General features: G+C 63.3%; 25 protein-coding genes. 11 read left to right on the top strand and 14 right to left on the bottom strand.

The genetic code is table 11. The features are described 5' to 3' along the window. Window positions 1-106 precede the first annotated feature (106 nt). Window positions 107-1036, bottom strand: coding sequence for a LysR family transcriptional regulator (locus BW992_RS23995; RefSeq protein ID WP_072388821.1), 930 nt, complete (start codon window positions 1034-1036; stop codon window positions 107-109). A 175-nt stretch (window positions 1037-1211) separates the two neighbouring features. On the opposite strand from BW992_RS23995, the gene BW992_RS23990 reads away from it, so the two are divergent. Beyond that, window positions 1212-2441 (top strand): acyl-CoA dehydrogenase, encoded by a 1230-nt coding sequence (locus BW992_RS23990; protein ID WP_072430405.1) that lies wholly within the window; start codon window positions 1212-1214, stop codon window positions 2439-2441. A 225-nt stretch (window positions 2442-2666) separates the two neighbouring features. Here BW992_RS23990 and BW992_RS23985 read toward each other — a convergent pair whose 3' ends face one another. The 8 genes from BW992_RS23985 to BW992_RS23950 all read right to left on the bottom strand — a co-directional run bounded on the left by BW992_RS23985 (window position 2667) and on the right by BW992_RS23950 (window position 10998). Further along, window positions 2667-3536 carry an isocitrate lyase/PEP mutase family protein gene (locus tag BW992_RS23985; protein WP_072388815.1) on the bottom strand — a complete coding sequence of 290 codons (870 nt, stop codon included), beginning with the start codon at window positions 3534-3536 and terminating at the stop codon, window positions 2667-2669. A gap of 223 nt (window positions 3537-3759) precedes the next feature. Beyond that, entirely contained in the window at window positions 3760-4794 is a 1035-nt protein-coding gene (astA, locus tag BW992_RS23980; protein WP_072388811.1) for an arginine N-succinyltransferase, read from the bottom strand. Window positions 4795-4855: 61 nt separating this feature from the next. Continuing rightward, on the bottom strand, window positions 4856-5872 hold the full coding sequence (locus BW992_RS23975) for an arginine N-succinyltransferase (RefSeq protein ID WP_072388809.1): 1017 nt from the start codon (window positions 5870-5872) through the stop codon (window positions 4856-4858). A 130-nt stretch (window positions 5873-6002) separates the two neighbouring features. After that, a complete protein-coding gene (locus BW992_RS23970; protein ID WP_072458024.1) occupies window positions 6003-7352 on the bottom strand; it encodes an APC family permease in 1350 nt (449 codons plus the stop codon). Window positions 7353-7408: 56 nt separating this feature from the next. Next, a complete protein-coding gene (locus tag BW992_RS23965) occupies window positions 7409-8161 on the bottom strand; it encodes an N-formylglutamate amidohydrolase (protein WP_072388805.1) in 753 nt (250 codons plus the stop codon). Next, entirely contained in the window at window positions 8145-9497 is a 1353-nt protein-coding gene (locus BW992_RS23960) for a glutamine synthetase family protein (RefSeq protein WP_076407211.1), read from the bottom strand. Before BW992_RS23960 ends, BW992_RS23965 begins: the two co-directional genes overlap by 17 nt. Continuing rightward, window positions 9494-10138, bottom strand: a complete 645-nt coding sequence (locus BW992_RS23955; RefSeq protein ID WP_072388801.1) for an isochorismatase family cysteine hydrolase — start codon at window positions 10136-10138, stop codon at window positions 9494-9496. The genes BW992_RS23960 and BW992_RS23955 overlap by 4 nt, the downstream gene beginning before the upstream one ends. A gap of 2 nt (window positions 10139-10140) precedes the next feature. Further along, window positions 10141-10998: a MurR/RpiR family transcriptional regulator gene (locus BW992_RS23950; protein WP_072388799.1), complete on the bottom strand. Its 858-nt coding sequence runs from the start codon at window positions 10996-10998 to the stop codon at window positions 10141-10143. Window positions 10999-11296: 298 nt separating this feature from the next. Here BW992_RS23950 and BW992_RS23945 point away from each other — a divergent pair, with 298 nt between their 5' ends. The 3 genes from BW992_RS23945 to BW992_RS27140 all read left to right on the top strand — a co-directional run bounded on the left by BW992_RS23945 (window position 11297) and on the right by BW992_RS27140 (window position 13250). Further along, window positions 11297-11869, top strand: coding sequence for a histidine phosphatase family protein (locus BW992_RS23945; RefSeq protein WP_072388797.1), 573 nt, complete (start codon window positions 11297-11299; stop codon window positions 11867-11869). A gap of 2 nt (window positions 11870-11871) precedes the next feature. Then, window positions 11872-12627, top strand: a complete 756-nt coding sequence (gene cobF, locus BW992_RS23940; RefSeq protein ID WP_072388795.1) for a precorrin-6A synthase (deacetylating) — start codon at window positions 11872-11874, stop codon at window positions 12625-12627. Window positions 12628-12995: 368 nt separating this feature from the next. Beyond that, window positions 12996-13250: a hypothetical protein gene (locus tag BW992_RS27140; RefSeq protein WP_076407210.1), complete on the top strand. Its 255-nt coding sequence runs from the start codon at window positions 12996-12998 to the stop codon at window positions 13248-13250. 131 nt (window positions 13251-13381) lie between these two features. Here BW992_RS27140 and ftrA read toward each other — a convergent pair whose 3' ends face one another. Next, window positions 13382-14341 carry a transcriptional regulator FtrA gene (gene ftrA / locus BW992_RS23925; protein ID WP_072388791.1) on the bottom strand — a complete coding sequence of 320 codons (960 nt, stop codon included), beginning with the start codon at window positions 14339-14341 and terminating at the stop codon, window positions 13382-13384. A 96-nt stretch (window positions 14342-14437) separates the two neighbouring features. Between ftrA and BW992_RS23920 the strand changes: the two genes are divergently transcribed. From BW992_RS23920 to BW992_RS23905, 4 genes are all read left to right on the top strand, one after another. Further along, window positions 14438-14872 carry a rhodanese-like domain-containing protein gene (locus tag BW992_RS23920; protein WP_072430409.1) on the top strand — a complete coding sequence of 145 codons (435 nt, stop codon included), beginning with the start codon at window positions 14438-14440 and terminating at the stop codon, window positions 14870-14872. Window positions 14873-15120: 248 nt separating this feature from the next. Next, on the top strand, window positions 15121-15900 hold the full coding sequence (locus BW992_RS23915) for an ABC transporter substrate-binding protein (RefSeq protein ID WP_072388787.1): 780 nt from the start codon (window positions 15121-15123) through the stop codon (window positions 15898-15900). Window positions 15901-15957: 57 nt separating this feature from the next. Next, the gene (locus BW992_RS23910; RefSeq protein ID WP_076407209.1) at window positions 15958-17070 is read left to right on the top strand and encodes a succinylglutamate desuccinylase/aspartoacylase family protein; all 1113 of its coding nucleotides are present in this window, start codon (window positions 15958-15960) and stop codon (window positions 17068-17070) included. 65 nt (window positions 17071-17135) lie between these two features. Next, a complete protein-coding gene (locus tag BW992_RS23905) occupies window positions 17136-17849 on the top strand; it encodes an alpha/beta hydrolase (protein WP_072388783.1) in 714 nt (237 codons plus the stop codon). 107 nt (window positions 17850-17956) lie between these two features. Here BW992_RS23905 and BW992_RS23900 read toward each other — a convergent pair whose 3' ends face one another. Continuing rightward, window positions 17957-18544 (bottom strand): hypothetical protein, encoded by a 588-nt coding sequence (locus tag BW992_RS23900; RefSeq protein ID WP_072388781.1) that lies wholly within the window; start codon window positions 18542-18544, stop codon window positions 17957-17959. Between the two features lie 101 nt (window positions 18545-18645). Next, the gene (locus BW992_RS23895; RefSeq protein WP_072389594.1) at window positions 18646-18930 is read right to left on the bottom strand and encodes a hypothetical protein; all 285 of its coding nucleotides are present in this window, start codon (window positions 18928-18930) and stop codon (window positions 18646-18648) included. A 157-nt stretch (window positions 18931-19087) separates the two neighbouring features. Between BW992_RS23895 and selD the strand changes: the two genes are divergently transcribed. Together selD and mnmH are read left to right on the top strand one after the other, a co-directional pair. Continuing rightward, complete coding sequence (selD, locus tag BW992_RS23890; RefSeq protein ID WP_072388779.1) at window positions 19088-20122, top strand: selenide, water dikinase SelD; 1035 nt, start codon at window positions 19088-19090, stop codon at window positions 20120-20122. Continuing rightward, window positions 20122-21225, top strand: a complete 1104-nt coding sequence (gene mnmH, locus BW992_RS23885; RefSeq protein WP_072388777.1) for a tRNA 2-selenouridine(34) synthase MnmH — start codon at window positions 20122-20124, stop codon at window positions 21223-21225. The genes selD and mnmH overlap by 1 nt, the downstream gene beginning before the upstream one ends. Before the next feature lie 116 nt (window positions 21226-21341). On the opposite strand, the gene BW992_RS23880 is transcribed toward mnmH, so the two are convergent. Both BW992_RS23880 and BW992_RS23875 read right to left on the bottom strand, forming a co-directional pair. After that, window positions 21342-22394 (bottom strand): permease, encoded by a 1053-nt coding sequence (locus BW992_RS23880; RefSeq protein ID WP_072388775.1) that lies wholly within the window; start codon window positions 22392-22394, stop codon window positions 21342-21344. 90 nt (window positions 22395-22484) lie between these two features. Further along, a complete protein-coding gene (locus BW992_RS23875) occupies window positions 22485-23159 on the bottom strand; it encodes a histidine phosphatase family protein (RefSeq protein WP_072388773.1) in 675 nt (224 codons plus the stop codon). A gap of 357 nt (window positions 23160-23516) precedes the next feature. Between BW992_RS23875 and BW992_RS23870 the strand changes: the two genes are divergently transcribed. Then, entirely contained in the window at window positions 23517-24215 is a 699-nt protein-coding gene (locus BW992_RS23870; protein ID WP_072430567.1) for a glutathione binding-like protein, read from the top strand. Window positions 24216-24218 lie beyond the last annotated feature (3 nt).

Raw genomic sequence — 24218 nt, 5'->3', positions numbered from 1 at the left:
GCGCTAAGCTAACGGCAGGTTGACGTTCACGTCAAGCATGGGGGCTGCGCTACGTTGGAGCATGAATCGGTGGGAGCGGGCTTGCGCACTCCCACCATTTGATCCTTCAGACTTTGTCGAGCTTCTTCTCGTGCGCCGTCACCTGCTGGCAGAGCTCGATCATCTGTTCGCGCATCCAGCGGTTGGCCGGGTCCTGGTCGGTGCTTTCATGCCAGTAGAGGTGGGTTTCCACCGGCGGCACGTCGTTGACCGGTAGCAGGAAGGCGTGCAGGTCATGGCGACGCGCAAAGCGTTCGGGGACGGTCATGACCATGTCGGTCTGTTGCAGCACCTGCGAGGCCATCAGGTAATGCTGGGAGCGCAGGGCAATCTTGCGCTGGATACCCATCTTGCCGAGGGCCAGGTCCACATAGCCCAGGCCGTTGCGTCGGCTGGAAATATGCACGTGGGTCTGGGCCAGGTAGTCATCGAGGCTGAGTTTTTCCTTGCTCGCCAAGGGGTGGCCTTTGCGCATGGCGCACACATAACGGTCTTCCATCAGCTTGACGTGACGCACTTGAGGGTCGGTGTTGAGCGGCGCGTCCACGGCAAAGTCGAGGCGGCCGGCGGCCAGTTCCTTGGTGGTTTCCCGGCGCTTGGACAGGAAACTTTCGATGGCCACCGTGGGCGCCAGGCGGCGCAGGCGCTGGAACAACGGCGGCAGGATCACCCCTTCGGTCAGGTCGGTCATGCTGATGCGGTAGGTCTTGACCGCCTGGAGCGGGTTGAAGATCCGGCTTTCCTGTACCGACACCCGCAGCAGCGACAGGGCATTGCGCACCGGGCCGATGATGTTCTGGGCCATGGGCGTGGGCACCATGCCCTGGGCGGTACGCACGAACAGCGGGTCGTTGAAGGTTTCCCGCAGGCGCGCCAGGGCGTTGGACACTGCCGGCTGGGTGATGCCGACGATCTGCCCGGCGCGGGTCAGGTTGGCTTCGGTGTAGATCGCATCGAAGACGATGAAAAGGTTGAGGTCGACCTTGCTCAGATTCATTGCGCTGCACTCTTGTTCTTGGACTTGGTGAGGTGCCGGAAGGCGATGCGAATCAGTGAAACATATATCGGTGATGAATGTTAATACACGCCGAGAATAGGTTAGGTAAATTTTCGTAGCTGAACTAGCATCGATTTCATGACCTAAAACAACCTCTGCCAAGAAGGTGCTGCCCATGGATTTTGCCTATTCCCCCAAGGTTCAGGAACTGCGTGAACGCGTCACGGCGTTCATGGATGCCTACGTCTACCCGGCCGAAGCAGTGTTCGAACGACAAGTGGCCGAGGGCGACCGCTGGCAACCCACGGCCATCATGGAAGAGCTCAAGGCCAAGGCCAAGGCAGAAGGCCTGTGGAACCTGTTCCTGCCCGAGTCCGAGCTGGGCGCCGGCCTGACCAACCTGGAATACGCGCCACTGGCAGAGATCATGGGGCGCTCGCTGCTGGGGCCGGAACCGTTCAACTGCTCGGCGCCGGACACCGGCAACATGGAAGTCCTGGTGCGTTACGCCAATGAAGAGCAGAAGCAGCGCTGGCTGGAACCGCTGCTGCGGGGTGAGATCCGGTCGGCCTTCGCCATGACCGAGCCGGATGTGGCCTCTTCGGACGCGACCAACATGGCTGCCCGGGCCGAGCGCGACGGCGACCAGTGGGTGATCAACGGCAAGAAGTGGTGGACCTCGGGCGCCTGCGACCCGCGCTGCAAAATCCTGATCTTCATGGGCCTGAGCAACCCCGATGCGCCGCGCCACGCCCAGCATTCGATGATCCTGGTGCCGGTGGATACCCCCGGGGTCAAGATCGTCCGGCCTTTGCCGGTGTTCGGTTACGACGACGCCCCCCACGGCCATGCCGAAGTGCTGTTCGACAACGTGCGGGTACCATACGAAAACGTCCTGTTGGGTGAAGGACGAGGCTTTGAAATTGCCCAGGGGCGCCTCGGCCCCGGGCGCATCCACCATTGCATGCGGTCCATCGGCATGGCCGAGCGGGCACTGGAATTGATGTGCAAGCGTGCCGTCAGCCGTACCGCCTTCGGCAAGCCGTTGGCACGCCTGGGCGGCAACATCGACAAGATCGCCGACTCGCGGATGGAAATCGACATGGCTCGCCTGCTGACCTTGAAGGCGGCCTACATGATGGACACGGTCGGCAACAAAGTAGCGAAGAGCGAAATCGCCCAGATCAAGGTGGTTGCGCCCAACGTCGCCCTGAAGGTCATCGACCGTGCGATCCAGATCCACGGCGGCGCGGGGGTTTCCGGCGATTTCCCGCTGGCCTACATGTACGCCATGCAACGGACCCTGCGCCTGGCGGACGGCCCCGATGAAGTCCACCGCGCGGCCATCGGCAAGTTCGAGATCGGCAAATACGTGCCCAAGGAGATGTTGCGCAGCGGGCGCTGAAGGCCTGCTTCACCCTGGCAACGCCATCGCGCTCATCACAGATCCCCTGTGGGTGCGAACGTGCTCGCGATGGCGTTGCTACATCCGGCACGCATGCAAGCTGAACCACCGCCATCGCGAGCAAGCTCGTTCCCACAAGGAGTGTGGGGGGCGAGACAGGTGTCGCACCGCAAACCTACTGTGGGAGCGAGCTTGCGATGGCCGCTTCCCGGACAGTGCGTTTTCTTACTCCTTGACGCTCATGTACTCCTCGGCCCAACGGATATATTCCTCGGGCTGGGTGTAGGTGTGGGTCAGTTCGGTGGCGCTGAGGTCCGATGCCTGGGTGAAGATCTGCCGCTGCTCGCGAAGGCTGTCGTACGTGGCCTTGATCGCGGCGAAGTAGGCGCCGTGGCCATCGATGGTAACCCGCACGCCCAGCTCGGCCAGGCGCTTGTCGTCCCGCAGGAGCGGATTGCCGTAGGTGACGAGCATCAGCGGCACATTCAGGTTCTCGCTGATCTTTTCCAGGTGATCGAAGTCCTGGACACCCACCATGCAGATCCCGTCCGCCCCGGCACGTTCATATTGCTGGGTACGGCTGATGACTTCCTGGACCGGCAGGATGCCGGCGTTGGTGCGGGCGATGATCGCCATTTCCGGATCGACGCGGGCCTCCAGCGCCGCGCGGATCTTGCCGACGCCCTCGGCGACGCTGATCAGGTCCGTGGACTTGCGCCCGAACTGGGCCGGCAGCAGCGTGTCCTCGATGGTCAGGGCGGCCACCCCGGCACGCTCGAGCTCGATGATGGTGCGCATCACGTTCAGGGCGTTGCCATAGCCATGGTCGGCATCGGCGATGACCGGCAATTGGGCCACGCGACCGATGCGGGTGGCCTGTTCGGCGAATTCGCTCAGGGTGATCAGCGCGAAGTCCGGCGCCCCCAATACTTGCAACGACGCGACCGATCCTCCCAGGATCCCTACTTCGAAACCCAGGTCGGCGGCGATGCGCGCCGACATCGGGTCGAACACCGAGGCGGTGTGATAGCAGGTCCGGGAAGCCAGCAGTTGACGAAAGCTACGGCGTAAATCTTGATGGGAAAGCCTGGACATATGAGTTCCACCAATGGAATGGAAGGGCTTGAGCAAAAGTGTCAACGCCGAAGGAGCCAAAGGCTATCACGTGGCAAGCGCAAGGAGGATGACGAATGCGCATGGGCTATGCCTTGCGTGCAAGTACGGTGAGTTCGCGGGCGATGGCTGATGGAAAGATACAACGATCCCGCTGCACGGTGATATGTCTTGTGTTTTGCGCCGCGAGCGTTGCAGGCCCGCGCTAAGCCGCCGCAGCCTGGCGTCCCTGACCGAGCAGCGGCACGGCGCGCACCGTATCGCCCGGCTGCATCTGCAGGCGTTTGACGGTAAGGCGATCGACCAGCAGGCTGTGGCCGTGCTGATGGGCCCGGGCGCTGGTGACGCGGCAGTTCGCCAGGCGCCGGTTGTGGATCAGCCAGACCGGTGCCTGTTCGTCCAGCGTGCCGATGGCCAGGGCCAGTGACTGGCTGTCACGCACGCTGCGGATCTTCGACACTGGCGCCTCGATCACCGGGCCCCCGTCGAAGATATCGATGTAGCCCTTATGGCTGAAGCCCTCGGCGCCGAGAATCTTCAGGGCCGGTTCAGTGTTCGGATGGGCACGGCCAATGGCGGCCTGTGCCTGTTCGGTGAGCATGCAGGTATACAGCGGCTGGCGCGGCATCAACTCGGCAATGAAAGACTTGTTGCCCATGCCGGACAACTGATCGGCATAGCTGAAGTCTTTCTTGAAGAAGTGTCGTCCCAGGCTGTCCCAGAATGGCGAGCAACCGTTCTCGTCGGCATGGCCTCGCAGCTCGGCGATGAGTTTCTCGCCGAACAGCTGGGAGAATTCGGCGACGAACAACAGGCGCGCCAGGGACAGCAGGCGCCCGTTATGGCCGTGACGCTGGGCGGGGTGCAGGAACAGGGAGCAGATTTCCGATTGCCCGGTCATCTCGTTGTTGAGAAACAGGGTGGGGATCTGCCGCTGGATGCCCAGTTCCGGGGCCGAGCTGACGGTGACCCCGACCCGATAGTTGTACCACGGCTCCCGCAGCCCGACGGCACCGGTCAGGGCGCTGATGCCAACCACTTGGCGGTCGTCGTCCTCCAGCACGAACAGGTAGTCGGCGTCGGCGCGCTCGACCTGCCCGGCAAAGGTGCGCTGGGCCCAGCGTACGCGGTGGGCCAGGCGTTCCTCGTTGGCCGGCAGGCTGGTGAACCCCGGCCCGGCGCAGCGCGCCAGTTCCAGCAAGGACGGCAGGTCGGTAATGGCGACCGGGCGGACAATCATGATGCGGCTCCTTCGTCGTGTCGGCCTGGGCGCAGGACCAGGACAGGACTTCCCGTGACGTTCATAGGGTGATCACCCGGATCCGTTCGCCTTCGTCGATGTCCAGCGCGGCGAGCATGTCGGGCGTCAGGGCCACGGGCCCCTCGGCGGCGACATCCAGCTCGGCCACGATGGCGCGATAGTCTGCAAGGCGGTCGTTGCTCACCAGGTAGCGGCCCCGGGCGTCAATCTGCGAGCTCTTCCAGGTCTGGACCATGCGACTTCGGGCGATGGAGCGGATGTTGGCGATACGGGCGTGCAGGGTTGGCCCGCCGTCGAACAGGTCTACATAGCTGTTGGTCTCGAAGCCTTCGCGCGCCAGGATGTCGAAGGCTTCCTGGCCATCGGGATGAACCCGACCGATGCAGGCCTGGGCCTCGGGCGGCAGCATCGGCACATAGAGCGGGTACTGGGGCATCAATTCGGCGAGGAAGGATCGGCTTTGCAGGCCGCACAACCGTTCGGCTTCGACGTAGGGCAGGTCGAAGAAGTGCTGGCCGATTGCATCCCAGAATGGCGACTGGCCGTCATCGTCGCTGTAACCGACGATTTCGGTGATGACCGATTCGGCGAAGCGTTGCGGATGCGCGGCGATGAACATCAGGCGGGCCCTGGACAGCAACTCCGATTCCGCCGTGCGCACCCGGTCGGCGTCGATGTGGAAACCGCGCAGCAGCGTCTGGCCCTGCAGATCCTGGCACAGCGACAGTGCCGGTACGCCATGCTGGATGTTCAACTCCCGGGACTCGCTGGAGAACGGGCGGTTGCGCAGGCTGTAGAACGGTTCGTTGCAACCGGTGCTGGCGAGGATTTCGGAACAGCCCACCAGGCGCCCGGAGACCAGGTCCTGCAACACGAAAAAATAGTTTTCCCCGCCAGGTGCTCGCACATCAGCCTCGAACGATGCGCACGAGTCGAGGATTTTTTCTCGCAGGCGCTCGATGTCGTCTGGAAGCGACGTCACCCCCACCAGACTGTCACGGGCCAGTTGCTGCAGTTGCGGCAAATCGCTTGGTTGAACTGGACGTAAGGCCAGCATGGATTGCACTCCTGTTCCTGAGCCCGGTGATCTGCACCGGGCTTGACGATCACTGTCGATGTCCACGCGTCGTAACCGTTGTGTTGTCGCAGCGCGATGACCGACAACCCCTTGCGATCATCGCTGAACCTCAATGACCTGCCGGATCGGGCAGGGCGGTGCTGGCGCCGAATTTATTGAGCAGGCACAGATAGACGACGCCCGCTGCGATCCAGACCAGGCCGAGCTTTTGCGCGTCCACGCCCATGTTGTACATGATGGCCGCGACGATGCAGAAGCCGATCAGTGGGCAGATCAGGTGGCGGACCACTTGCCCGGACCGCTGGCGACGCCAGTAATGGTTGATCACGGTGACATGCAGCAGCATGAAACCACTCAGTGCGCCGAAGTTGACCAGTGAGGTCAGGGTATCCACGGCATTGATGAACAGGTAGCAGATCAGCAGCGACAGCACCGCCACCAGGTAGATGCTCAGGTACGGGGTGTTGTGTTTTGGATGGACCTTGGCCAGCACCTTGGGCAACTTGCCGTCCCGGGCCATGCCGAACAACAGGCGCGACACCGCGGCTTGGGAGGTGATGGCCACGGCCACGCCCCAGGACAGCGCGGTGGCGACGGCCGTCATGGTGGCCAGCCAGCTGCCGGCGGCCAGTTCGGCGATTTCATAGAAAGCGGTATCGGCGGACTTGAAGCCCATGCCGGCCGCCAGGTCCGTGGCGATCCAGGTCTGCACCACGAAAATCACCCCCATGACCAGCAGCGTGAGCATCGCGGCCTTGCCGACACTGCGACCCGGATCGCCCTTGATTTCTTCGGCCAGGGTGGAAATGGCGTCGAACCCCAGGAACGACAGCACGGCGATCGACACGGCCTGCATCAGCAGGGCGAAGTTGAAATGCTCCGGACTGTACAGCGGCGCCAGGGTCAGTTGGCCGTTACCCGCGCCACCGTGCAGGGCATTCCAGGCATAGGCCAGGAAAATCCCCAGCACCACCAGCTGCGCCAGCAGGAAGATGATGTTCATCCGGGCGGTGAAGGTGATGCCTCGCAGGTTGACGAAGGTCGCGCTCACGAGGAAGGCCAGGATGAAGCCGACCTTGGGAATCTCCGGGTACAGGTGATTCAGCGCCATGGCGGCGTAGACATACAGCAGCGGGGGAATCAGCAGGTAGTCCAGCAGCATCAGCCAGCCGGCGATAAAGCCTACATGTGGGTTGAGACCCCGTTGTGCGTAGGAATAGACGGAGCCGGCCACCGGAAAGGCCCGGGCCATGCTGCCATAGCTCAGCGCGGTGAACAGCATCGCCACCATGCCGATGATGTACGCCAGCGGCACCATCCCCGGCGCCTCCGCGTTCACGTAGCCGTACACGCCGAACGGCGCGATAGGGATCATGAAAATCATCCCGTACACCACCAGGTCCGTCAGTGACAGGCTGCGTTTCAATTCCTGTTTGTAGCCAAATGCCTCGATACTCACAAGCCGTTCTCCTTTTCAGCCGATCATGGATTTTCAGGATGTCTTGCCGCTGTTTTCTACAGCAACGGCGCCAGGCAGGCGCTCCAGGCCCGTACTTCTTCGGGGCTGCGCAGCAAATCGTTGCGGACCTCGATCAGCACCGAATCCAGGCCGCGTCCATCGCCATGCACCGGAACCGTCATGTCGCTCAAGGGGCTGACCCGATAGGGCTGGTTCCCCGCCACCCGCAGCGAATGCCGGCTCAGCCCGTCGACGATGCGCTGGGCGTAGTCCGCCGCTTCTGCAAACAGCACGCCGGCTTCAAGACTGCGGGGCTGACCGTAGAACACCGGGGTGAAGCTGTGGATGCCCACCACCCGTACCGGTCGCTGGTCGGCCAGGCGCTGGTCGATCAACGAGCGCAACCGGTCATGGAACGGGTGGAACAGGCACTGCTGGCGGTAGGCACGCGTGGCCTCGTCCAGGGACTGGTTGCCGGGAATCTGGTAGATCTCGCTCTGGGCCGGAATGCTGTCCGGCACGTGCAGCGGGCGGTTCAGGTCGATCAGCAGCCGTGAATAGTTGGCCGACAGCAAGGTTGCGCCGAGGGTCTCGGACAGGCATTCGGCCAGTGCCAGGGCACCAATGTCCCAGGCAATGTGTTCCTGGGCGGCCGTTTCATCCAGGCCCAGGTCGTTCAACGCCCCGGGGATGAACCGACTGGCGTGTTCGCACACCAGGATCAGTGGGTGCTCGGCGTTCTCCCGAAGCAACCGGTAGGCTGGCTCGGTGTACAGGCCCGATTCGGCACACTCAATAGATTCGCGCATAGTGCTCACAACGCTCGGCAGGTGACAGCGCCTGGGTCAAGGCCAGCTCCTCGGCCTTCAAGGCGAAGTAGGTTTCGACCAGCGGGCCGGGCAGGGCTTCGAGCAGCGCCCCGCTGTTACGCAGGCAATCCAGGGCCTGGGCCAGGTCGGTCGGCAGGGCGATAATGCCACGACTGCGGCGCTGTTCCTCAGTCAAATCGTCGGGTATTTCTTCGGTGACGGCATTGAGTGCCAACCCTTGTTCGATACCCAGCCTCCCGGCGATCAATAACCCCGCCATCGCCAGGTGCGGCGAGGCCGTGGCGTCCATGGCACGGAACTCCAGGTTGTACTGGTTGGCGACCGGCCTGGCTCCCAGGCTGACGGTCGGGCAGATCCGCAGGGCCGCTTCGCGGTTGCGCTGTCCCAGGCACGCGTAGGAAGCGCTCCAGTGGTGCGGTTGCAAGCGTTCGTAGGACACCGGGGTCGGCGCGGTCAAGGCGCACAGGGCCGGCAGGTAATGCAGCACCCCGGCCGCCCAGTGTCGACCGAGGCTGGAAAGACCGTTGGCGCTGGCAGCGTCATGGAGCACCGGCTCGCCGTCCAGATCTTGCAGGCTCAGGTGCAGGTGCACGCCGTTGCACACGGCATCGGCCGACGTCTTGGGGGCGAAGCTCACCGCCAGGTCCATCTGCCGGGCGATTTCCCGGGTAATCTCCCGTACGTTCACGGCGCGGTCGGCCGCGGCGACGCCAAGGGCGGGGCGGCAGGTTATTTCGTACTGATGCTTGCCGTATTCGGGCAGGAACATCTCCGGTTCGACACCACCGGCCCGCAATGCGCCGAGCAACCATCCGGCGAACCCGGCCTGCTGGCGCTGGGCCTGGAGGCTGAAGGCCAGGCGATCGGGTTGGGGCTGGGAGGTGTCCAGCCTGAATTCATGTTCGAACGCGGCCAGTACCTGCAGGCCGAGCTCGGCCCGGTAGCGTTCCACTTCGTCGCGCAACAGCGTGCGCGGGCAAGCGGACCAGGGGCGACCGTCGGTTTCCCGCAGGTCGCAATGGATGTAGTCCAGCGCCGGCGCCTGGGCGTCGGGCCCCTGGTCGACGGTTACCCGGCTAGGCAGGTCCGGAATCAGTCGCAGATCGCCATAAGCGCCCCACGGATTGACCGATGCGATGATGTCCTGGGGGGTCAGCGCACTGTTGGCCGGCACCCAGCCGCAACCTGCGGTGACGTAGTGGGGCAGCTCATCGCTGGGGAACGAGCGGCCTCGGGTCACGCCGATCAGGTCGGTGCTGACCAGCGTGGTGACGGGAAGCTGTGCCAGGGGCGCTGCGCGGTCGAGACGGCTCACGGCTGCATCTCCTGCAAGCGGCCGAGCACGGTGTCGGTGTCGGCGATCCAGCAGTAGCCTTTGATCGCATTCAGGCAGGCCAGGTGGCGTTGTTCGGTGTAGGTGGCGCAGGCATCCTCCACCAGGGTGACCAGGTAGCCACGGTCGGCGGCGTCGCGTACGGCCATGTCGACACACTGGTCGGTGACGATGCCGGCGACGATCAGGTGCCGGGTCTGCAGGTTGCGCAGTACGTAGTCGATGTTGGTGGAGTTGAACACGCCCGAAGACGTCTTGGGCAAGACGATCTCGTTTTCCAGTGGGGCAAGCTCGGCGATGATCTGTGCCTCGGGGCTGCCCTTGGGCAAGTGCATGTCCGATAACTTGTGGTCCAGGGAGCGGTCGCGACCGTCGGCGGTGAGGCTTTCGATGTGGGTATGCAGTACGTTCTGCCCCGCCGCCCGCAGCCCCTGGAGCAGACGCTGCTGGTTGGGAATCACCCGTTCGCGGGCGCGACGGATGAAATAGTCTGCCTCGGGGGTGTCCAGGTGGGCATCGAATTGCGGTTCCAGCCAGGCCCGTTGCATATCCACCAGCAGCAAGGCGGTGTGGTCGCGGGTGAACGGCAGGTCCCTGGGTGAGCGGTGGGGGAGCGAGAACATCCTTATTTTTCCTCCAACAGGTGCGTGTTGAACTCTGCGCGCAGGGCATCGATGCCTTCCAGGCGTTCGGCCAGCGCCGGGCACTGCAGGGTCAGGCAGGCGACCAGCGCCTCGACCTGGGCCAGGGCCGGCACGAGGCTGTCGAAGGCCGAGACCGACGACTCCACCGGCGCGCTGATGATCAGGTCGGCCAGTTCGCGCAAGGGCGAAGTGTAGATATCGCTGAACAGCACGACCCGGGCATGACGTTCCTTGGCCGCGCTGGCCACGCGCAAGGCCTGGGCCTGGTAGCGACGATAATCGAAGATCAACACCACGTCCTGGCGTTGCACATCGAACAGCCGGTCAGGCAACTGGGCGTTATCCTCGAGGGAAAAACAGCCGGCACGAAGCAGGCGCAGGTGAGTGAGCAGGTAGTGGGCCAGGAAGCTGCTGAAGCGTCCGCCGAAGCAATGCACCTGATGCCGGCTGTCCAGCAGCCACTGCACCAGGATGCGTACGTCTTCGGGTTGGGTCAGAGCCTGGGTTTCAACCAGAATCTGGTGGCTGGCCGCCAGGTACTGGCTCCAGGTATCGCCCTGTTGCAGTTTGGCCCGGGGTTGCAGCAGCGTGCGGGGGGAGCGCAGGCGATGGTCCATGTCCACCAGCAGCGCATCCTGGAATTCGGCATAACCGCCGAACCCGAGTTTTTTCACCAGCCGCACGATGGTCGGGTCGCTCACGCCGGCATGGTCGGCCAGACGCGACATCGGGCCCAGGCCGTTGCGTGGATAATGATCGAGCAGGGCACGTACGACCTTGCGTTCCGACGGCGTCAATACCAGGCCGGGATCGGTAATAAGGTCTCTGAGGGGAGGCATCCGTGCTCCTTGCGTGGATGGGTGTTGGATTTCTTACATAAGTCCTGAAAATAGTATTTATGTAGCGGGAGCTACATGTCCAGCGGTTTTTACGTTCCGTTTAAAATGCTCGAAAATGGTGCGAAAACGCCGTAGGACGGGGCCTCGCGCTGGTTTCAGCTGGAGTGTCAGCCAAAGCTTTTTTTCGTGTCCGAAATAACGCCTTTTTGGTTCGGATATTTGATTTCATATAAGGTGCCGAACACACAGACGGCCCAGCATGGCCTTTCCCGACTATCCCGATTGCGTGAGAACCTGCATGCAAGCCACCCGCCTGACCTTGATCTGCCATGGGCGCACCGCCGCCCAGAAACGCGGGTGCTTCGCGACCGACGAGCCGCTGGACGCCGCCTGGCTGGACAGGCGTCCGGAGGCGGGCAGCGGGTATGAACATGTCCGGCAACTGCTCTGCGCACCGGAACTGCGCGCCCGCCAGACAGCCGCGCTGTATGGGGCGCAGTTCCGGGTGGTCGAGGCCCTGGCCGACTGTGACCTGGGTCGATGGCGCGGGCTGTCGGTCGACGCGTTGCTCAAGGCAGAGCCGGAACGCCTGCAGGGCTGGCTGGACGATCCCGATGCCGCGCCCCATGGCGGTGAGTCGGTCACTCGGTTGTGTCGCCGTGTCGCAGACTGGCTCGCCAGCCTGGAAGAGGAGCCGGGACACCTGCTGGCTGTCACCCATCCGTTCGTGATCCGCGCGGCCCTGGTGAATGTACTGCACTGTCCGGCATCGGCGTTCAACCGTATCGACATCGAACCGTTGTCCGCCCTGGAGTTGCGTTTCAACGGGGTCTGGCGATTACGCACCCTGACCCCTGGGCAGGAGTCCTGAGCATGAAGAAGTTATCAGTCATCGGCATCGGGGCCGGCGATCCGGATTACCTGACGATGCAGGCGGTGAAAGCCCTGAACCGGGTCGACGTGTTCTTTCTCATGGACAAAGGGGCCGACAAGCAAAAGCTGATGGATCTGCGGCATGAAATCTGTAGGCGTTACATCGTGGATCGCACGTATCGTTTCGTCGAAGCCTACAGTCCTGAACGCCAACGCGACGACCGGGACTACCTGGACAGTGTCGAACAACTCAACCGTGCCAAGCAGGCGACTTTCGAAAGACTGATCGACGAAGAACTGTCCGATGGGCAGTGTGGCGGGTTCCTGGTATGGGGCGACCCGGGGTTGTACGACAGCACGGTTCGTATCCTGCAGGCGATTCTCGATACAGGGCGTTGCGATTTCGAATTCGAGGTCATTCCCGGGATCACCAGTGTCCAGGCCCTGGCTGCGCGACACAAGGTTCCCTTGAACAGCATTGGCGGATCGCTGGAGATCACCACCGGACGCCGGTTGGCGTCGGGGCAGGCGGGACAGGCGAGCAGCAGGGTGGTGATGCTCGATGCCGAGGATGCGTATCGCCAGGTGAACGATCCGGACGTGTACATCTATTGGGGCGCCTATGTGGGCACACCGGACGAAATCCTCATCGCCGGTCGGCTGGGGGAGGTGGCCGACGATATCGAGCGCACCCGCAAGGCTGCGCGGCAGGCCAATGGCTGGATCATGGATACCTACCTGCTGCGCAAACCTTGAGGCGGGTTCGTGGAAAGTCCCTGCCCGAGGGCGAAACCGACCGATAGGCCTGGATCCGCCTGAGCCATCCACCGCGCCGCGCTCATCTTGGCCAGCAGGCTTGTGTCGGACGGGACAGTCGTCACCGGCGCGGCAATGCCGGAACAGCCCGCCGCCAGGTAGAAACCCGAAAACCCGTCCACGTAGCCTCCCCAGGTCTCCGCCACTTCAATGTCCGCCAGGGCCGGGAAGCGCATCCTGACTCGCTTGAGGATCTCGGCGACGGCGTCCGGCCTGGCCTCGGGATCGAGGACACGAATGTGCTCGAACGCCGTGGGTTTATCCGAGCCCCAGCCGCCAGTCCTTCCGGACCGTGGAAGGATTTGCCGATGCCGACATCCATGGCGCCCAGACGCTTCATGAACATCGGCAGGAAGGCTTTCCCCGCGCTGCGTACCCGCCCGGCTCCGAATATCGGTGAGGTGATCTACATGCCGGACTTCGCACTGACCCGTCGCCTCGATGGCAGCTATACGATGGCTATCAGTGGCAAGGCACGGCTCGAAATCATCCCCCAGGGCCTGCGCTACGCTGCGCAACTGTCTCGTTCTTGCCTCATGCAATCGCAGGAAAGATCGTGTTGATGGCGAGTCACGGCACAATCTGCCGCAGCCTCCAACAGCCGCAATCATCCTGTCGCCGACGTGCCGGGCCCAGCGGGTCGGCACTCGTCACGAAGGGCAGGGACAGCGGTTACATGGCCAGGCCCGGACGTTCATCCGCGCCCGAACCGCTCCCGGTAGACCGAAGGCGCCACTCCGACGACGCTGCGAAACGCCACGCGAAAACTCTCCACCGAGCGGTAGCCGCACAGCTGTGCGATGTTGTCGGTGGTGTCTTCGGTGCTTTCCAGCAATTCGCGGGCTCGTGCCAGGCGTTCATGTTGCAACCACGCCTTGGGTGACTGGCCGCAGGCCTGGGTGAAGTGGCGCAGGAAGGTCCGCTCGCTCATGGCCGCCTGGCTGGCCAGTTCGCGTACGCCCAAGGGTTCGTGGAGGCGCTCGCGGGCCCACTGCATGATGCCCGACAGGTCGCCGCGCGGCGTGCGGCTGACCGGCGAGGGGATGAACTGTGCCTGGCCGCCGGTGCGTTGGGGGGACATGACCAGGCGGCGCGCCACCGCATTGGCGATCTGGGCGCCGAAATCCCGTGCCACCAGGTGCAGGCAGGCATCGATGCCGGCCGCGCTGCCCGCCGAGGTGATGACCTGGCCCGAATCCACGTACAGCACGTCCGGGTCCACCAGGACGGCGGGAAAACTCTCGGCCAGTTCATCGGTGTAGCGCCAGTGGGTCGTGGCGCCCAATCCGTCCAGCAATCCCGCCGCCGCCAGTACGAACACCCCGGAGCAGATCGACAGCAGGCGCGCGCCTCGTGCATGTGCCTTGCGCAAGGCGTCGAGCAACGCCTCGGACGGCGGCTCGCTGCGACTGCGCCAACCCGGCACGACGATGGTCCGGGCTGCCTCGAGCAACTCCATGCCGCCATCGGCCAGGACCTGGAAGCCGCCCAGGGCCCGCATCGGACCGTCATCGACGGCAACGATCCGGTGTTCGTACCAGGGAAAATCGAACTCGGGCCTGCCCAGGCCGAAGATCTCGATGGCAATGCCGAATTCAAATGTGCAGAGGCCGTCGTAGGCAAGGATGGCCACCAGACCGGGATTGGGATGCATTTGGCGGAAAATTCCCACAGAGTGTCTTGTACGCCACTGTAGCGGTAAGCTGCAGGCGGATAAAGTCTCTCTAAGCCCTCTACTGGAGTACCTGCGATGACCAGCCTGGTTAGTGAAGTGCCTGCTGCCCCATCCGACGTTGCCCTGCAGCATTTCAGCCGTCGCCTGACCTTCGAAACGGATTGTTCCGACGTGCATGCCAGCCAGCAGGCCGGCAAGGTGGATTTTGTGCTGGTGGATGTACGTGGCCCCCTGGCCTTCGAGCGCGGGCATGTACCCGGGGCGATCAACCTTCCGACTCGTTCCATCACTGCCCAGGCGCTGGCGGCGTATCCGCAAGACACATTGTTCGTGGTGTATTGCGCGGGCCCGCATTGCAACGGCGCCAACAAGGCAGCGGTCCGCCTGGCGACCCTGGGCTATCCGGTCAAGGAAATGATCGGCGGCATCATGGGCTGGCTCGATGAAGGTTTCCGCCTGACCGGTTCGGTGGAGCGGGTGGCGGAAACGGCGATTGGCTGCGATTGCTGACGCTGGGAGCCATGGTGAGGGAGCCATTTCCTTGCCAGGGCGCCTGTAGGTTGTTTCGTAAACCCCGGGGCCTTCCAACAGGTCCGGGGCTTTCTGTAATTATTTGTCGCTTCGACATAATTCCCCGCCTGTGTGCCCCTCTAGACTGCCGGCCTCTTCGGTTTTTGCCGACCTGATGCTGTGGCCGGCCATGCCGTCGAAACTGCCAATTCCGTCAAAAAATAAAATCAGCGCACGCAGGAGAAAGAATGAAGAAGCTAGCGATGTTCGGTGCCCTGGCACTGTCCGTATTGTCCTTGTCGGCCGTAGCCGAAGACGCCAAGCCGATCCGACTCGGGATCGAAGCCGGCTACCCACCCTTTTCGATGAAGACGGCCGACGGCAAGCTGGCGGGCTTCGATGTGGATATCGGCGATGCGTTGTGCGAGCAGATGAAGGTCAAGTGCATCTGGGTCGAGCAGGAGTTCGACGGCCTGATCCCGGCGCTCAAGGTTAAGAAGATCGACGCGGTGCTGTCGTCGATGACCATCACCGACGACCGCAAGAAGAATGTCGACTTCACCATCAAGTACTACCATACCCCGGCGCGCTTCGTGATGAAGGAAGGCTCCGAGGTCAAGGACCCGCTGACCGAGCTCAAGGGCAAGAAAGTCGGTGTGCTGCGCGCCAGCACCCATGATCGTTTCGCCACTGACGTGCTGGTGCCCGCGGGCATCAACCTGGTGCGCTACACCTCCCAGCAGGAAGCCAACCTGGACATGGTGGCCGGGCGCCTCGACGCCATGCTGGCCGACTCGGTCAACCTCGACGAAGGTTTCCTGAAGACCGATGCCGGCAAAGGCTTCGCCTTCGTGGGCCCGACCTACGAGGATCCCAAGTACTTCGGTGGCGGTGCCGGTATTGCGGTGCGCAAGGGGGACAAGGCCCTGGCCGAGAAATTCAACGCCGCCATCACCGAGATCCGTGCCAACGGCACATACAAGAAGGTGCAGGACAAGTACTTCGCCTTCGATGTGTACGGCCATTAATCGTAGAGACACCAAGGTGGCCACCGTCGACCGGTGAGCCACCTTTCTGGAGATTTCATGCAACGCATCGACCATACCCTGCCTTGGAGCCACCTGGGCACCGAGCGCCGGCTCAGTGTGTTTCGTTATGGCCATGGTCCGCGCAAGGCCTACATCCAGGCCAGCCTGCACGCCGACGAGCTGCCCGGCATGCGTACGGCCTGGGAGCTGAAGCAACGGCTCAACGAATTCGAGGCCCAGGGGCTGCTCAAGGGCGTGGTCGAGCTGGTGCCGGCGGCCAACCCCATAGGCCTGGACCAGCATCTGCAAAGCGCCCACATGGGCCGTTTCGAGTTGGGCAGCGGCAAGAATTTCAATCGCTCCTTCGTGGAGCTCAGTGCCCCGGTGGCACAACGCATCGGTGATCGCCTGGGCGACGATCCGGCTGCCAACATCACTCTGATCCGCCAGACCATGTTGCAAGTCCTGGATGAACTGCCGACGCCTCCTTCGCAACTCGAGGCGTTGCATCGCCTGTTGTTGCGCCATGCCTGCGACGCCGATATCACCCTGGACCTGCATTGCGATTTCGAGGCGGCGATTCACCTCTACGCCTTGCCGCAACACTGGCCGCAATGGCGCTCGCTGGCGGCCCGGTTGAAGGCCGGGGTGGCGCTGTTGTGCGAGGATTCCGGTGGCAGCTCGTTCGACGAGTCCTGTTCGACCCCCTGGCTGCGCCTGGCCAAGGCGTATCCCGAAGCCGCGATTCCGGCGGCCAACCTGGCAACCACGCTGGAACTGGGCGGCATGGGCGATACCCGAGTGGAGCAGGCGCGGGCCAATTGCGAAGCCATTCTCGGTTTCCTGGCTGAGCAAGGCTTCATCGGTGGCGACTGGCCGCCCGCGCCGGAGCAGTGCTGCGAAGGGTTTCCGTTCGAAGGCACCGAGTACCTGTTCGCGCCACACCACGGTGTGGTGAGCTTCCTGCGGGAGGCCGGTGAATGGGTGGAGCGGGGCGATCCGTTGTTCGAGGTGGTCGATCCGTTGACTGATCGGGTTTCCACGGTACGGGCCGGTACCTGTGGCGTGCTGTTCGCCCTGGACCGTGGACGCTATACCCAACCGGGTATCTGGCAGGCGAAGGTGGCCGGGCTTGAACCGATTCGCACCGGCAAACTGATCAACGACTGATAAGTGCTGTCTACCTCACCGCGCGGTCGTTGCCGCGCGGCTATCGAAACGATGGAGGAAGATCGATGCTCAAAGCCCTCGCCCTGTTGTTGCTGCTGCCTGCCATGGTCCAGGCGCAACCCTCGTTGCACACGGACCTGCCCCTCAATTACCTGGCTCATGTCGATGAACAGGCCAGGGATCGGCCTCTGGTGATCTTCCTGCACGGTTCCGGCAGCAACGAACAGGACTTGTTCGAGCTCAAGGACGAGTTGCCCGGGGACTACAACTACCTCTCGGTCCGCGCTCCGAAAGTCATGGAACCTGGCCACTACCAGTGGTTTGCGAAGAAGGGCGAGGGCGCCTACGAGGGCGATTCGTCGGACTTGAAGGCCAGCGGCCAGATGCTGCTGGATTTCATCGCCAAGGCTCGGGCCAAGTATCGCACCGACGCCAGCAAAGTCTACCTGGTGGGCTTCAGCCAGGGCGCTATGATGAGCTACGAAGTCGCCCTGCGGCATCCCGAGGCCGTCGGCGGCATTGCCGCGATGGGCGGCAGGGTGCTTTCCGGATTGCGGGCCGAATTGACCCCCGATGAGTCGCGACGGGCATTGGCTGTGTTCATCGGCCATGGCACGGCCGACCCGATCATTCCCTACCATGACGGTACCGAGGCCGACACGTTCCTCAAGACCCTGGCCCTGGAGCCCGAATTCCACGCCTACCCAGGCGTTGGCCACACGATCAGCGCCCTGGAGGTGCAGGACCTGCGGGCCTGGCTGGAGCGCCTCAATCCCTGAGCGCCCCTGGCTGAATCCTGGCGCCATGGGGCGCTTCGCTCCAGAGACGATCGCACGAAAGCCCCGGTCCCCATGGCCTCGATGCTGGTCGAGGCCAGGGCGATAACTCATTTCCCGGCGACGATCTGCTTGACCAGTGCCTCATGGCCGGCCTTGTCCCTGGCCCGGGAGATGATCTGCACCACGGCCATGCGTGTGCCGGAGGCGGCCAGCAAGGTGGTATCCAGGGTCGGTCCGCCGCCCTGGGTGGCACTGGTATCGAGCTGGCGCAGGCCGAGGCCGGTGCCTTTGCGGGTCAGGCTTTTTTCGCCCAGGACCTTGGCATCGGGCAGGGCCTTGGTGCGCTGGGCGGCGAAATCGGCCATGGTCCTGTCGAGGAATGGCCCATCGTCGTCCTTCACGTTCGCACCGTCGAGAATAGTGTTTTCGGCCGTGATCACTACGGTCTTGCTGGTGGCATTGCTATACATCGTCCCCGTGGCCCCGGCGGTGCCCTGGGCGGCCTCCCCGGCGGGCAGCGGTGTCGCCGCGAATCCCTTGGGCAGGGTGAAGGCAAATTTCCCGCCCAGCATCGAGACCTTCCGCACGGGCAGGTCTCCAGGGTCCTTGGGCGAGGCCGAGTGGGCCGGCAATGCCATCAGGCTGGCCAGGACCGTCAGCAGCAGGGCGCTTGCGTGTTTATTCAGCAACGACATCGAAACTCTCCGCAGGGAGGCGTGTTTGAACGCCGATCATCCCACGGGCGTCGCTCCGGACTCCAGCGTCGGACAGGGTCTTTACAGCGAGACTGCCCGCTTCAGTCAGGTTCGACATCCAGCTGCAGGCAGTCATCGGCCAGGCGTTCGGTGCGTCGGACAATACCGCTGATCTTTCGACCTTCGGCACTGAACACGACGATCTGGGCCTTTTCCAGGTCCTCGGGCAGGGGCGGTTGCACGCGCAATGCGAACCATGGCGGCTCGGCGTCATCGAGGCGTTTGACGTCGAAACGGCAATGAACGCTCTTGGTCTCGCGGCCAAACAAGGTGTCCAGACCGTAGTCCAGGTGTGTGCCGTGGTCGGTTGCAGGGGGCAGGGACATCGCAATCTCCTGGCTGAATGCGCGACTGATGTTCAAGTGATTCCGGGCATCGATGAAAATTCCATCGGTAAGGCCCGATGGATGCGCCATCGGCGTGAGCACCGAAGCATCGGCGTTGCTGTAGAATCGCCCATCTTGACTGACAAGAGGTATGCCCATGAGCGAGCCTATTCGCCTGACCCAGTACAGCCACGGCGCCGGTTGCGGTTGCAAGATTTCGCCCCAGGTGCTGGAAGTGATCCTGGCCGGCAGCGGCGCGCAGAACCTCGACCCCCGGCTGTGGGTCGGCAATGCCTCCCGGGACGATGCAGCGGTCTACGCCATCGACGAGGAGCGCGGGGTGGTATCGACCACCGACTTTTTCATGCCGATTGTCGACGATCCGTTCGATTTCGGCCGCATCGCCGCCACCAATGCCATCAGCGATATCTACGCCATGGGCGGTGATCCGTTGATGGCGATCGCCATTCTCGGCTGGCCAGTCAACGTGCTGGCCCCGGAGATCGCCCGGGAAGTGATTCGCGGCGGTCGTTCGGTCTGTGACGAGGCGGGAATCCCATTGGCAGGCGGTCATTCCATCGACGCGCCCGAGCCGATCTTCGGCCTTGCCGTCACCGGCCTGGTGAGCAAGCGCCACATGAAGCGCAACGACACCGCCACCGCTGGCTGCCTGCTCTACCTGACCAAGCCCCTGGGCATCGGCATCCTCACCACGGCGGAAAAGAAGGGCAAGTTGCGGGCCGCCGACGTGGGCCTGGCCCGTGACTGGATGTGCACCCTCAACAAGCCCGGCAGCCGCTTCGGCAAGCTCGACGGCGTCATGGCGATGACCGACGTCACCGGTTTCGGCCTGCTCGGACATCTGGTGGAAATGGCTGACGGCAGCGGGCTGACGGCGCGCATCCGCTATGACGCGGTACCGCGTCTGCCAGGCGTCGAATACTACCTGGACCAGGGCTGCGTGCCAGGTGGCACGCTGCGCAACTATGACAGTTACGCCAGCAAGATCGGTCGACTCCAGGAGTTGCACAAGCGAGTCTTGTGCGATCCGCAGACCAGCGGCGGATTGCTGATCGCCGTCACCCCGGAGGGGAACGAGTCCTTCCTGGCCATGGCCGCAGAGCTGGGCCTGGCACTGGAGCCGATTGGGGAACTGGTGGAACGACAGACAAACGCGGTCGAGGTGTCCTGATGTCCAGTGACATTACCGATTACCGCGATATCTTCCTCAACGACCGGCCAATGATGGATACCCGCGCGCCCATCGAATTCCACAAGGGCGCGTTCCCCGGCGTGGTCAATCTGCCGCTGATGACGGACAACGAACGCCAGCGTGTCGGTACCTGCTACAAGCAGCAGGGCCAGCAGGCGGCCATTGTGCTGGGGCATCAATTGGTCAGCGGCGAGATCAAGGCGCAACGCATCGAGGCCTGGGCGGCGTTCGCCCGGGCTCACCCGGACGGCCTGCTGTACTGCTTTCGTGGTGGGTTGCGCTCGCAGATCGTCCAGCAATGGCTCAAGGACGAAGCGGGTATCGAGTATCCCAGGGTCGGCGGTGGCTACAAGGCCATGCGTACCTTCCTGCTGGACACCGTCGAGCAGGCGGTTGCCGAATGCGACCTGGTATTGCTGGGGGGCATGACCGGCACCGGCAAGACCGAAGTGCTGAACCAGCTGGGCAACGGCCTGGACCTGGAAGGCTACGCCAATCACCGGGGTTCCAGCTTCGGCAAACGGGCTACCGGACAGCCTTCGAACATCGATTTCGAGAACCGCCTGGCGGTGGATGTGCTGAAAAAACGTGCCGCCGGTATTGGCCAGTTCGTGGTGGAAGATGAAAGCCGCATGGTGGGCAGTTGTGCCTTGCCGCTGCCTTTGTACCAGCGCATGCAGCAGGTTCCCATGGTCTGGCTCGAAGACAGCGTGGAGCGGCGGGTCGAGCGGATCCTGCGCGATTACGTCGTCGACTTGAGCGCCGAGTTTGTCGCCGTGCATGGCGAAGAAGGGTTTGCGTTGTTTTCCGAGCGCTTGCTGGCGAGCCTGGACAACATCCACAAGCGCCTGGGTGGCGATCGCCATCGTCGCTTGATGGCGATCATGGAAGCAGCCCTGGCCGAGCAGGCCGATAGCGGTGCCGTCGACCTGCATCGCGGCTGGATCGAAGGCTTGCTGCGTGAGTACTACGACCCGATGTACGTGTTCCAGCGGGAGAAGAAGGGCGGGCGGATCGAGTTTTCCGGGGAGCAGGCGGCGGTGCTGGAGTATCTGCGTGAGCGGGCGTCCCGCCAGGGCTGAGCTCGGCGGAGGATGCGTTCAAGCCATCCGGCATGAATGACAACCCTCTCCCGGAACGACTGTGAGGGCAGGCAAACCGGCCCTCACAGTCATTGCGCAGTGCAGTGCGGGGCCGGTTAGAGCAACACCGCCCCGATCAGCCCGAAGACAATGCCCACCAGTATGGTCAGCAGCGCCACAGTCACCAGCACGCGGGCGTCGAAGTCCTTGCGCAGCATCAGCAGCGACGGCAGGCTGATGCTCGGCAGGGTCATCAGCAATGCCACGGCCGGGCCGGTGCCCATGCCCAGGGACATCATCGTCTGGACGATAGGGATTTCCGCCGCGGTCGGGATCACGAACAAGGTGCCGACAATGGCCAGCGGTACCAGCCACACCAGGCTGTCGGCCATGGCGCCGTCGACATGGGGGAACAGCCAGACCCGCGCCGCGCCCAATACCAGCACCGCCAGCACATAGATCGGAATGGTGCTCCAGAACAACTGCCACAGGGTCCGGGCCCAGCGGAGCATGAAGGGTTGGGCATCGATCGTGCGGGCCTCGGCCACCGCTTCCACGGCGGCTTCGGGCAGGACTTCAGGCCGTGCGATGCGCTGGGCCACCATCGACACGCCAAACACCAGGACGATGCCCGCCACGAGGCGCAGGGCCGTGAAGCCCCAGCCCAGCACGAAGCCCATGAAGACCAGGGTGGCAGGGTTGAGCACCGGGTTGCCGATCCAGAAAGCCAGCGCCGCGCCCACCGAGACGTTCTGCCGGCGCATGCTGGCCGCTACCGGTGCGGCGCAGCATGAGCACATCATGCCGGGCAGGGCGAACAGCCCGCCGCGCAAGGTCGAGGCGAAGCCGGCCTGGCCGAACAGGCGCAACAGCCAGTCACGGGGAATCAAGACCTGCAGCAGGGAACCGAGGATCACCGCCAGTACCGCCGCTTTCCAGATGGCCAGGAAATACACCTTGGCGTAGGCGAGGGCGGCCATCAGTGGCGCGGTCTGGGCGTCGTTGAGGATGGAGTTGCCGATGTTGTGGCTGTCGGCGGCGACGAACGCCTTCAGGTAATAAGGCGACCACTTGACGTAGTAGAGGCCGACGCAGGCCACCAGCAGGAACAGGGCGGGTTTCCACCAGAACGACCAGCTCCGGTCGGGGGCGGCAGAGATTGGAGACATGAAGAGAGTCCGGTGAGTTGGAAAGTGGGCGCATCATACCTCAGCGCGCCCATTTCGTGATCGGCCCGGTTTGCAGGAAATGCCGGCAGGTCAGGTGGGACAGGTCTTCTGCCCGTTATCCAGGCCCTGCTTGTAGCTGCGGCTGGACAGGCTCGCCTTGCCGTTGTGCCAGGTCAGGGTCAGCACGTACAACGAATCGAAGTCCCCTGACGCCCAGTCGTCGGTAATGGTGTGCTTCCTGCCCATGGCCTTGGCGGCCACCTTGTTGATCAGTTCCGGCAGATAGCCATGGGACCAGGCGGTGTAGATCGTTGCGTTGTGGTATTTGTCGGCCATCAGCTCGCTCGCCAGGTCACTGGTGTCGTTGGCCGAATAGTCGATGTTGACGGGTAGCCCGAGCTTGATGGCGCTGGGGCTGATGGTCATCAGCGGCCGAATGTAGCTATAGGAATGATCCAGCTCACCTTCTTCGACGTTGCGGGTGGGATTGGCGGCGAACACGTAGTCGGCCTCGCCGAACCTTTCCGGCAACAGAGTCGCCAGGTCAATGGCGCGATTGAGACCCTGGCAGTTGAGTTGGCCCAGGCCGCCAGCGGGCTTCTCGGCGTGGCGCAGGAATACCAGGGTCTGGACCCCATCGGCCGGCTGGGCGCTGCTGACGCTGGACTCCAGCGACAGCGCCAGGCCGCAGGTGACCAGCAGTGTCGGCAACAGCAGCCATGGGCGGCGTTTGAAATGCCGGGCGAAACGCGAGGGACGGGTCATCGGATCATGGTCCTGGGCTGTCTCGAATCGGGTTGCGAACCGGGCTGACAAACCCTGGCAACGCAGAAGCCTGGGGCCTGCGTTGTTTTTCCCTGTCGTACATACCCGCTTCGAATCCTCCGGGCATTGCTCAGAGTCTCCTCGAACCCTTTGGTTCGATAGCGCCGCGGCATCTTCCTTGAGATTGGGGCAAACGTTAGCGACAGGATGTTGCGGATATAAGAAGAACCGATGTGATTCCCATGACGCGCCCATCTGGCCCGCGACTGAGGGAGTCGACCAAGGAACGATTCGCTGATGCCTGCCGAACCATCCTGAATTATGCTCCAGCATTTGCCATTCGTTGCGGAGCGCCCCATGCCCAACCTGACCCCATTCCCCATCACCCGGAAATGGCCCCCCCAGTACCCGGAGTGGATCCAGCTCTATTCCCTGCCCACCCCCAACGGCGTCAAGGTCTCCATCATGCTGGAGGAGATCGGCCTGCCCTACGAACCCCACAAGGTGGACTTTGGCAACAACGATCAGTTGTCCGCGGAGTTCCTTTCTCTGAACCCCAACAACAAGATCCCGGCGATCCTCGACCCCCATGGGCCGGGAGACCAGCCCTTGGCGTTGTTCGAGTCCGGGGCGATCCTGATTTACCTGGCGGACAAAAGTGGCCAGTTGCTGGCCCACGAATCGGCCGCACGCTATGAGACGATCCAGTGGCTGATGTTCCAGATGGGCGGGATCGGGCCGATGTTCGGCCAGTTGGGTTTCTTCAACAAGTTCGCCGGCAAGGACTATGAGGACAAGCGGCCTCGCGACCGTTATGTCGAGGAAAGCAAGCGCCTGCTCAAGGTGCTCGACGGTCGCCTGCAAGGGCGGGACTGGATCATGGGCGAGCGCTACACCATCGCCGACATCGCGACGTTTCCATGGGTGCGTAACCTGATCGGGTTCTATGAGGCCGGCGACCTGGTGGGGATCCGGAATTTCCCCAATGTAACGCGGGTACTGGAGCGCTTCCTGGCGCGGCCGGCCGTGGTGCGCGGCCTGAAGATCCCGGAGTGACCC

Source organism: Pseudomonas sp. 7SR1 (assembly GCF_900156465.1).
Taxonomy (GTDB): Bacteria; Pseudomonadota; Gammaproteobacteria; order Pseudomonadales; family Pseudomonadaceae; genus Aquipseudomonas.
The sequence above is the reverse complement of the archived record's forward strand: the minus strand, read 5'-3'. Positions and strand labels throughout refer to the sequence as shown.